Annotated in this window: 2 protein-coding genes; both read right to left on the bottom strand. The window is 74.6% G+C overall.

Translation table 11 applies throughout. The features are described 5' to 3' along the window. Positions 1 to 709: SMI1/KNR4 family protein (locus V7E09_RS15090; protein WP_324523669.1), on the bottom strand; the 709-nt coding region annotated here is incomplete at its 3' end. After that, on the bottom strand, positions 706 to 2,750 hold a 2,045-nt coding region (locus V7E09_RS15085; protein ID WP_324523668.1), incomplete at its 5' end, for a DUF6493 family protein. The genes V7E09_RS15090 and V7E09_RS15085, both read right to left, overlap by 4 nt.

Raw genomic sequence — 2,750 nt, 5'->3', positions numbered from 1 at the left:
CCGCGTGGAGGGAGAAGAACCCCTTGGCCACGACGATGCGTTCGGCCAGCGCCCGCAGGGCGCGCTCACCCTCGGGCAGCGATGTCGCGACGGCGTCCAGGGTGCGACGCAGGATCGGGGAGAGGGAGCCGCGCTGGACGATCGCCAGGTTCTCGGCGAGTTCCTCGGACGGGTCGTCGAACTCCTCCTCGCTGACCAGGCCGCGCACGAAGGTGGCGAAGTCGGGGGCCAGCGGGGTGATGGCGTAGTCGCTCTCCTGATCGACGTGCACGACCGCCGGTTCCCCGGTGGGCCCGCAGGCGCGGTAGTCGAGCAGGATCAGGTCGTGTCCGGCGCTGATGGTGTCGGCGATGACGACGCCGATCTCCGGGTAGCCCCACTCGTGGAACCAGAACGCCGACCCCACCGCTCCGAGCAGCGAGTAGCGGGCCTGCCCGCCGATGCTGAACAGCCCCGACAGGTAGGCGGCCTCGATCACGTCGGGTCCCGCTTCCACGGGGAACACCGAGCGTTTCAGCAGGCCGCCGTTGTGGACGCGCGCCAGCTCGACGAAGCTGTCGGGCAGCCGGTAGCCCAGCGCCTCCTCCACGAGGGCGAGCGTCGCGTCGTCGGGGGCGGGCCCCTCGTAGTGGGTGCGGGAGTACTCGCTGTCGCTCCAGAGGCCCTCCAGGTCGACACCGTCGAAGTGGCCGGTGTTGCGTGCTGTCATGAAAGCTCCAAAGGTGTGGTGGCGAGGAGGGAACGCGCGGAGCGGGCGGCCGCCGAGGAGCCGGTGAACCCGGACAGCCAGGCGGCCAGGGCGGCGTCGGTGAGGGGGCGGTGCAGGCGCAGCGACTCGTCCACCACGACGCCGAGCAGGGCGCCGACGCCGCGGGTGGTGCGGTCGAGGCGCGGAAGCAGCGCGGTCAGCAGATCCACGACCGCGCCCGGGTTGAGCTGGGCGGCGTCGGCGAGGCTGGACGCCCAGCGCGTCGGCAGGCAGGCGGGCGCGCAGGCCTCGAACCCGGCGGCGGCGTCGCCGGCGTCGATCCGGGCGGGGAGGGCTGCGGCGAGCAGTTCGGCGGCCTGGGCCCGCACCCCGGCCTGGGTTGCCGAGCATCCCAGCGCGAGGACTTGCGCGGTCAGCGGCGTCCAGGTTCCCGGATGCTCGGCGAGCGCGCGGAGCACGTCGGCGGCGCGATGCTCGGACGCCTCGAACACGGCGTCGCTGACCAGCGGCAGCCCGACCGCGACCAGCGGAAGCGTGGTGGCGGGCACGGCGAGCCGCAGGGCGTCCAGCGCCAGCGGGGAGGCGTACCCCGCGTACAGGTCCCGGCTCGAGGACGCGATGACCGCCGGATCCAGCGGGGAGGGCTGCGGGGCACCGTGGATGACGGGGCGCCACCACACCCAGCGCGGCGTTCCGTCGCCCTTCAGCTCCGAGGAGCCCCAGCTCGTCCAGGTGACGGCCAACTCCGGGGCGGTCGTCGGTGCGGGCAGGTCCAGGGCGCCGAGCCGGACGCGTTCGGCGGGCCGGACGCGCAGCAGGGCCGCGGTCAGATCGGCGGGCGAGGCGGGCGGTCCGTCGAGCCGGGCGGTGAGCTCGTCGGCGTCGATCCAGCCCTGGCTGTCGGTGGGGGTGGCCAGCAGGGGACGTCGCGGGGCGCGCCCTTGCACGATGTCGACGACCTCCCGCAGCCGGGTGACGAGGCTGGGCAGCGGGGTCGATTCCTCGGCAGTGGGGTTGGCGACCATCGGCTCGGGATCGGTGGTGGTGTCCTGGAAGGATTCCGGCGAGCGCCGCCACGTCTGCGGCAGGAACGCGGCCTGCGGATCGACGGTGGCCAGCACCAGCGCGGGAATCCAGCCGTCGCTGTCGCGGCGGGCGATCGCCCCGGCCCGGGAGGCGAGCGGCGCCAGGATGCGGCCAGCCGTCGGGCAGGTGGCGAGCCAGGCCAGGGCCCGTTCCAGTTCCAACGCGTCGGTGCGGTCCTCCAGCAGGGCCGCGCACCGTTCCAGGGCGTCCGCGTCCGTCCAGGCGACGACCGGGATCGCCGGGGGAAGCCCACCTCCGGCCGGGTCTGGGCCGGTGCCGCTCGCGGTGGTGTCACCCGGCGCGTGGGGGTGCGGGGCGTCGTCACCGCCGGTGAGCCAGGGCGGGAGGGACGCGGCGACGGCCGGGGCGAGCGCGTCGCGCAGGGGCACGATGAGGTCGCCGCGTTCCAGCGTGAGTAGGGCGCTCACCGCGGCGCGCTGCACGTCGGCGTGCGGGTGCGGCAGAGCTTCGGCCACGGCGGTGGCCGCGGTCGGGTGCCGGGCGGCCAGCTCGCTGAGGATCCGCAGCGTCGCCAGCGCGGACGCCTTGGTGCCTGCGAGCCCGGGCGTGGCCGCGTCCACGAAGGGGGCCTCCTCCAGCGCGCCGGACTTCGCGACGGCGGCGAGCTGCGCGACGGCGAAGGTGACGGTCGCCCGCACCGAGCTGCCCAGGCACAAACGCAGCAGATCCTGGTTGGCCGCCGACTCGGCCGGGGTCGGTGCGAGCGCCACGCACAACCGCGAGAACCAGCCCGCCCGGAACGCGGCGAAATCCCGGGTGAGCGCCTCCAAGGCGCAGCGCAGCACGCGGGCGCGCGGCAGCGTCTCGTCGCCGACGAGTTCCACGACGGTGTCGCGCCACGTGGTGCCCGCGGAGAACTGGTCGATGTTGGCTAGGGATATCTCCCCGCCGCCCTCGACCTCGAACACCCGCCAGAACGTCTCCTCGCGCAGGG

The sequence above is a fragment of the Propioniciclava sp. genome (assembly GCF_036744435.1).
GTDB lineage: Bacteria > Actinomycetota > Actinomycetes > Propionibacteriales > Propionibacteriaceae > Propioniciclava.
Note: the sequence above shows the minus strand (reverse complement) of the source record. Positions and strands in the feature narration are given on the sequence as shown.